General features: G+C 59.1%; 6 protein-coding genes. 4 read left to right on the top strand and 2 right to left on the bottom strand.

The features are described from left to right. Positions 1-64: 64 nt before the first annotated feature. Complete coding sequence (locus tag B9Q17_RS13410) at positions 65-607, bottom strand: helix-turn-helix domain-containing protein (RefSeq protein WP_094624264.1); 543 nt, start codon at positions 605-607, stop codon at positions 65-67. 147 nt (positions 608-754) lie between these two features. On the opposite strand from B9Q17_RS13410, the gene dusA reads away from it, so the two are divergent. From dusA to B9Q17_RS13390, 4 genes are all read left to right on the top strand, one after another. After that, the gene (dusA, locus tag B9Q17_RS13405) at positions 755-1,771 is read left to right on the top strand and encodes a tRNA dihydrouridine(20/20a) synthase DusA (protein ID WP_425268626.1); all 1,017 of its coding nucleotides are present in this window, start codon (positions 755-757) and stop codon (positions 1,769-1,771) included. A gap of 119 nt (positions 1,772-1,890) precedes the next feature. Beyond that, positions 1,891-2,859 carry a transaldolase gene (gene tal, locus B9Q17_RS13400; protein WP_058340134.1) on the top strand — a complete coding sequence of 323 codons (969 nt, stop codon included), beginning with the start codon at positions 1,891-1,893 and terminating at the stop codon, positions 2,857-2,859. A 21-nt stretch (positions 2,860-2,880) separates the two neighbouring features. Further along, positions 2,881-4,008: a 3-deoxy-7-phosphoheptulonate synthase gene (locus B9Q17_RS13395; protein WP_094625597.1), complete on the top strand. Its 1,128-nt coding sequence runs from the start codon at positions 2,881-2,883 to the stop codon at positions 4,006-4,008. Then, positions 4,005-4,778, top strand: a complete 774-nt coding sequence (locus tag B9Q17_RS13390; protein WP_022988785.1) for a glycerophosphodiester phosphodiesterase — start codon at positions 4,005-4,007, stop codon at positions 4,776-4,778. The genes B9Q17_RS13395 and B9Q17_RS13390 overlap by 4 nt, the downstream gene beginning before the upstream one ends. A gap of 25 nt (positions 4,779-4,803) precedes the next feature. On the opposite strand, the gene sthA is transcribed toward B9Q17_RS13390, so the two are convergent. Next, complete coding sequence (sthA, locus tag B9Q17_RS13385) at positions 4,804-6,195, bottom strand: Si-specific NAD(P)(+) transhydrogenase (protein WP_022988784.1); 1,392 nt, start codon at positions 6,193-6,195, stop codon at positions 4,804-4,806. Positions 6,196-6,200: the final 5 nt, after the last annotated feature.

Below are 6,200 nucleotides of genomic sequence, written 5' to 3'. Positions count from 1 at the left end.
TAATAGAACGTGCTGCGGGACAGCCCGGCTGCACGCAGCAGTCGTGCCAGGGAATGCTTCTGCCTTAACCCTTGGACCGCTTGCGCTTTTTGCTGCGCGCTGCGGCTTTCTCTTTCTGGATCAAGGCATCCAGCTTTTTTAGATAAGCGTTCTCCGCCCGCAGGTACAACAGCTCTTCGATCAACTCATCCTGCGAGAGACTGCGCTCTGGCGCATCAGCAGGTGGGAGGTCTACAGACTTTTTGGCCATCGGGGCAGCTCGCTTGGTCTCGGAAAGTGGCTTGGTTAGCTGGCCACTATGATACTGCACCAGCCATTTGCCAATAAGCCCCGTGCTCCTGAGGTTAAATCTCGCCTCTGCCTGCCGGTCCGTCAGGCCATCTCGGGTCACGCACTTGACGACATGGAGCTTGAACGACGGGCTGTAATGGTGCTTGGTTGCGGGCTCCAGCCCCTTCAGACCATGGTGCCGGTATCTCGTCACCCACCGCCGAACCAAAGATCTATCGACATTGAATTCTCTGGAGATGCGGTTGAAGCTGGCCCCGCCTTCGAGGTAAAGCTTCACCATCTTTAATTTGAATGCTTCACTATGTGTTCTTGTCATGTGACTCCCCAAAAGTCGGTGTCCAACTTTCGGGGGTCACTTCACTAGAGGGGTCAGTCCACGTAGGGACAGACCCCTAGTCCCCTAATCGACTCCGAATGGGGGGAACGTGGTAGAATTGGCGCCTTCATTTGCTTTGTTCTCCGGATGTTCATGACCTCTCAACAGCCCGCCCCCGTTTTGTCTCGCCGGTTTTCGGTTGCGCCGATGATGGATTGGACTACGCCGCATTTTCGGTACCTGGCGCGTATTCTTAGCCGCAGGGCTTTGTTGTATACCGAGATGGTGACGACCGGGGCGTTGATTCATGGCGATACGGCGCGGTTTCTGCGGCATGATCCGTCGGAATTTCCGCTGGCGTTGCAGCTGGGTGGTAGTGATGCCGGGGAGCTGGCGCAGTGTGCGAAGCTGGCGCAGGCGTTCGGGTTTGATGAGGTGAACCTGAACGTGGGCTGCCCGAGCGACCGGGTGCAGAACAATATGATTGGCGCCTGCCTGATGGGCCACCCGGATAAAGTGGCGGAAGGCGTGGCGGCGATGAGCGAAGCTACGGATTTGCCGGTTACGGTGAAGCACCGCATTGGCATTAACGGCCGCGAGTCCTGGGACGAGTTGTGCGAGTTTATCGAGACGGTAGCCGCCACTGGCTGCAAGACCTTTATTGTGCACGCCCGCATTGCCATTCTTGAAGGCCTGAGCCCGAAGGAAAACCGCGATATTCCGCCGCTGAAGTACGACTGGGTGTACCGCCTGAAGCAGGCCTATCCGCACCTGGAAATCATCATCAATGGCGGCATCAAAACCTTTGCGGAATGCCACGAGCACCTGGCCCATACCGACGGCGTGATGCTGGGCCGCGAGGCGTACCACAACCCCTGGCTGCTGGCCGGGGTGGATTCTGAATTCTTTGGCGAACAAGCTGCGGTCACCAGCCGCCACGAGGCGCTGCGGGCGATGTTTCCGTTCATTCAGCAGGAGCTGGACCGGGGCGTGTACCTTACCCACATTACCCGCCACATTATGGGCCTGTTCCTGGGCCAGCCGGGCGGGCGGCAGTTCCGCCGGCACCTGAGCGAGAACGCCAACAAGCCTGGTTCCGGGCTGGAAGTGATTGAACAGGCACTGGCCAAGGTACGCGAGCCGCAACCGATAGCGGAAAGCTGATAACAGGCATACCTTTTGTTGTCTTGTTCCTGTTGTAACCTGCCGTTATTGTAGGGGTTGCCAAAGCATTCGGGAGCTGGATGCTGCACCAAAACAGAACAACCGGGACGACAGGACGAATGACCAGCAAGCTAGACCAACTGAAAAACATGACCACCGTGGTAGCCGACACCGGCGATATCGACGCTATTGCCCAATGGCGGCCGGAAGATGCCACCACCAACCCTTCCCTGCTGCTGAAGGCCGCAGCGTCGGACGCCTATCGCCCCATGCTGGATAAAGCGGTGGCCATTGCTGCGAAACACGGCGGTTCCTCGGCAGACCAGCTCTCGGTGGCTACCGATATGCTGGCCGTTCTGGCCGGCAAGGAAATCCTGAACCTGATTCCCGGCGTGGTATCCACCGAGGTAGACGCCCGCCTGTCGTTCGACACTGCCGCCACCCTGCAGAAGGCCCGTGGCCTGATTGAGCTTTACGACCAGCAAGGCGTAGACACCAGCCGGGTGCTGATCAAGATTGCCTCCACCTGGGAAGGTATCCGCGCGGCCGAGCAGCTGGAAAAAGAAGGCATTCGCTGCAACCTGACTTTGCTGTTCTCGTTTGTGCAGGCGGTTGCCTGTGCCCAGGCCGGCGCGCACCTGATTTCACCGTTTGTGGGCCGCATCCTGGACTGGCACCTGGCCAGTTCCGGCCGCGACAGCTATCCGGCGGCGGAAGACCCCGGCGTGCAGTCGGTTACCCGCATCTATAATTACTACAAGGCCCATGGCTTCAACACCGTGGTGATGGGCGCCAGCTTCCGGAATACCGGCGAGATTGAAATGCTGGCCGGCTGTGACCGGCTGACCATCAGCCCTGCCCTGCTGCAGGAACTGAAAGAAGACCAGGGCGAACTCAGCCGCAAGCTGAGCCCGGATTCCGCCACAGTCTCCGAGAAGATGGGCTGGGTAGACGAAAAGCTGTTCCGCTGGGAATCCAATGAAGACGCCATGGCCACCGAGAAACTGGCCGACGGCATCCGCCGCTTTGCGGCCGACCAGATTGAGCTTGAGAACCGGGTGCGCCAGCTGGCTTCCCGGGCCGCGTAATTTTAAGGACGAGGACGTTCCATGCTAGCCATTCTTCACCCCAATACGGCGCTGGACAGCGATGCCTATCGCCAGACCATGCATTACCTGGAAAACCTGCCTGGCGTGAGCCTTCGCGTTCACGAAATCCAGGGCGCCAGCCAGCGGCTGACCGAGGTCTACCTGCTGGGCGATACCAAGACTCTGGACAAGGAAGAAATCGAAGCGCTGCCGGCGGTTGAGCGGGCCATTCGCATTTCCGATGACTACCGGATTCTGGGCCGCCACAAAGACGACAATCGCCAGAGCGGTTTCACCTACAACGGCGTGGAGTTCAGCCAGAACAACCTGAATATCTTTGCCGGCCTGTGCGCGGTGGATGTACCCGAGCACGTTGAGCAGATGATGCAGGCGCTGGAGGACGCCGGCGAAGTTTGCACCCGCATGGGCGCCTACAAGCCCCGCACCAACCCCTATTCCTTCCAGGGCCACGGTAAGGGCTGCCTGCCCTGGGTGTTCGAGAAGGCGGGCAAGCATGGCATCAAGGTGGTGGCCATGGAGATTACCCACGAAAGCCACATCGAAGAAATCGATACTTGCCTGGAGAAGCTGGGCCGTCCTACCGGCGTGATGCTGCAGGTGGGCACCCGCAATACCCAGAACTTCGAGCTGTTGAAAGCCATTGGCCGCCAGACCACCTACCCGGTTCTTTTGAAGCGCGGCTTCGGTATTACCCTGAACGAATCCCTGAACGCGGCGGAATACCTGGCCAGCGAAGGCAACGCCAATGTGATTTTCTGCCTGCGCGGCATGAAAACCGAAGCCGGCCAGCCGCACCGCAACATGGTGGACTTCGCCCACGTGCCGGCGGTAAAACGCCTGACCCGCATGCCGGTGTGTGTAGACCCGTCCCACTCTGTGGGCAGCCGTGACCGCGCTCCGGACGGCATCCTGGATGTGATGCACGCCACCGCTCAGGGCGTGATTGCCGGTGCCAACATGGTGCTGGTGGACTTCCACCCGAAACCGGAAAAAGCCCTGGTCGACGGCCCCCAGGCCCTGCTGATGAACGAGCTGCCGGCGTACCTGGAAGATATCCGCCTGTGCCACGACACCTGGAAGAAGCGCCAGGCTATTTATCAACGTCTTAAGGACAACACTGCAGAATGATCGTTTATGGTCACCGGGGGGCCAAGGGTGAGGCCCCCGAAAATACCCTGCCCGGCTTTGTGCATGCATACCGGCAGGGCATCCGGCATTTCGAGCTGGACCTTGTGCTGTCGAAAGACGGCATTCCCGTGCTGGTGCACGACCTGACGGTAGACCGCACTACCGGCCAGAAAGGCAACGTGGGTAACTACACGGCCGCCGAGCTGGAAAACATGGACGCCCGGCGCAACACCAGCGCCTGGCCCCGAAAAACCGGGATTCCGGCACTGGAAACCCTGCTGGACCAGTTTGACGACCTGGAACACGTGCAGCTGGAGGTAAAGAAAGACAGCCGTTCGCGCCTGAATATTCTGTGCAACCGGCTAACCGAGGTTATCCAGCGCCGTAACCTGTACCAGACCTGCGCGGTCACCTCTACAGACCCGTGGTTCTTGCGGGAAATCCGCCGGAGAAACCGCAATATCCGCATCGGCCTGGTGGCGGAGCGCAAGTTTCCCAAGCCCCTGAACCTGGCCACCCGGCTGGGTTGCGAGTATTTCTGCGTTAACTGGAAAATCCTGAACAAGGAGATGGTGGACACCGCCCACAAGCGCAACATGCACGTGTCTACCTGGACGGTAAACCGTATTCACGACATGCTGAAGCTGGAAGAAATGGGCGTGGACAGCATTATTTCTGACTATCCCACCAGTACCAAAATGTTCTTCGATAACCGGGCCAAGGCGTTACTGAGCCTGCCGGCAAGGGAAAGCAGCCCGGAACCTGCCTGAGGCAGGCCCGGGCACCACGGCCTGGTCAGAAGATTCTGTTCAGGCCGTTCAGTGCAGCTACCCGGTAGGCTTCCGCCATGGTCGGGTAGTTGAAGGTGGTGTTGATGAAGTAGTTCAGGGAATTCGCTTCCCCTTCCTGGTTCATGATGGCCTGGCCGATGTGTACGATCTCGGCTGCCTGGTCACCAAAACAGTGAATGCCCAGGATTTCACGGGTTTCACGGTGGAACAGGATCTTCAGCATGCCGACCGCTTCACCGGTAATCTGCGCTCGGGCGAGGTCTTTGAAGAAGGCCTGGCCTACGTCGTAGGGCACCTTGGCTTCGGTCAGCTCCCGCTCGGTTTTACCCACTGAACTGATTTCCGGAATGGTGTAGATGCCGGTGGGCACATCGTTCACAAAGCGGAAATACTCGTCCTGGGTAATATCGGAAGAGGCCGCACGGCCCTGGTCGTAGGCAGCACTGGCCAGGCTTGGCCAGCCGATTACATCACCTGCAGCGTAGATATGCTCTACCTCGGTGCGGTAGTGGTCATCCACTGCCAGCTGGCCGCGGCCATTCGGCACCAGGCCGACATTTTCCAGGCCCAGGTTCTCGGTGTTACCACTACGGCCGTTACACCACAGGAAGGCATCGGCACGGATTTTCTTGCCGGACTGCAGTGACAGCACCACACCGTGATCGTCGCCTTTGACGGACTCATACTGTTCGTTGTGGCGAACCAGCACGCCGTTGTTGCGCAGGTGATAACTCAGCGCATCGGAGATTTCGTCATCCAGGAACGACAGCAGGCGGTCACCCGGGTTGATCAGGTCTACTTTCACACCCAGCCCGGCAAAGATGGACGCGTATTCTGAACCGATAACGCCGGCACCGTAGATAATCAGGGTACGCGGGGTGTGGGACAGGTTCAGGATGGAATCCGAGTTGTAGATCCGGTGATGGCGGAAGTCCACATCGGGCGGCAGGTACGGGCGGGAGCCAGTGGCAATGATCGCCTGTTTGAAGTGGATGGTTTCCACCGATTTGTTGCCACGGATTTCCAGCCGGTGCGTGTCAACAAACGAAGCACGGCCGTTGATCAGGTCTACCCGGTTACGGGAGTAGAACTGGGTGCGCAGTTTTACCTGCTTGCCAATGACCTTCTGGGCGTTCTGCAGCACACGGGGGAAGGAGAACCAGCGCGGCTCGCCGATGTCACGGAACATCTGGTTGGTGTTGAAGGTGATGATCTGCTTGACCGAGTGCCGCAGCGCCTTCGACGGGATGGTGCCCCAATGGGTGCAGTTACCGCCAACGGTGGGCTTGTCTTCAATGATGGCGACGCGCTTGTTGTGCTTGGCCGCGTTCATTGCCGCCCCTTCCCCGGAAGGGCCGGCGCCGATCACGACTACGTCGTAATGATGCTCTGCCATGTGCG

Origin of the sequence: Marinobacter vinifirmus (genome assembly GCF_002258215.1) — a bacterium.
In the GTDB taxonomy this organism is placed as follows: Bacteria; Pseudomonadota; Gammaproteobacteria; order Pseudomonadales; family Oleiphilaceae; genus Marinobacter; species Marinobacter vinifirmus.
The sequence above is the reverse complement of the archived record's forward strand: the minus strand, read 5'-3'. Positions and strand labels throughout refer to the sequence as shown.

Excerpts from the sequence above, each read along its gene's own strand:
- B9Q17_RS13410 (WP_094624264.1), bottom strand. The coding sequence starts at position 607 with ATGACAAGAACACATAGTGAAGCATTCAAATTAAAGATGGTGAAGCTT.
- dusA (WP_425268626.1), top strand. The coding sequence starts at position 755 with ATGTTCATGACCTCTCAACAGCCCGCCCCCGTTTTGTCTCGCCGGTTT.
- tal (WP_058340134.1), top strand. The coding sequence starts at position 1,891 with ATGACCAGCAAGCTAGACCAACTGAAAAACATGACCACCGTGGTAGCC.
- B9Q17_RS13395 (WP_094625597.1), top strand. The coding sequence starts at position 2,881 with ATGCTAGCCATTCTTCACCCCAATACGGCGCTGGACAGCGATGCCTAT.
- B9Q17_RS13390 (WP_022988785.1), top strand. The coding sequence starts at position 4,005 with ATGATCGTTTATGGTCACCGGGGGGCCAAGGGTGAGGCCCCCGAAAAT.
- sthA (WP_022988784.1), bottom strand. The coding sequence starts at position 6,195 with ATGGCAGAGCATCATTACGACGTAGTCGTGATCGGCGCCGGCCCTTCC.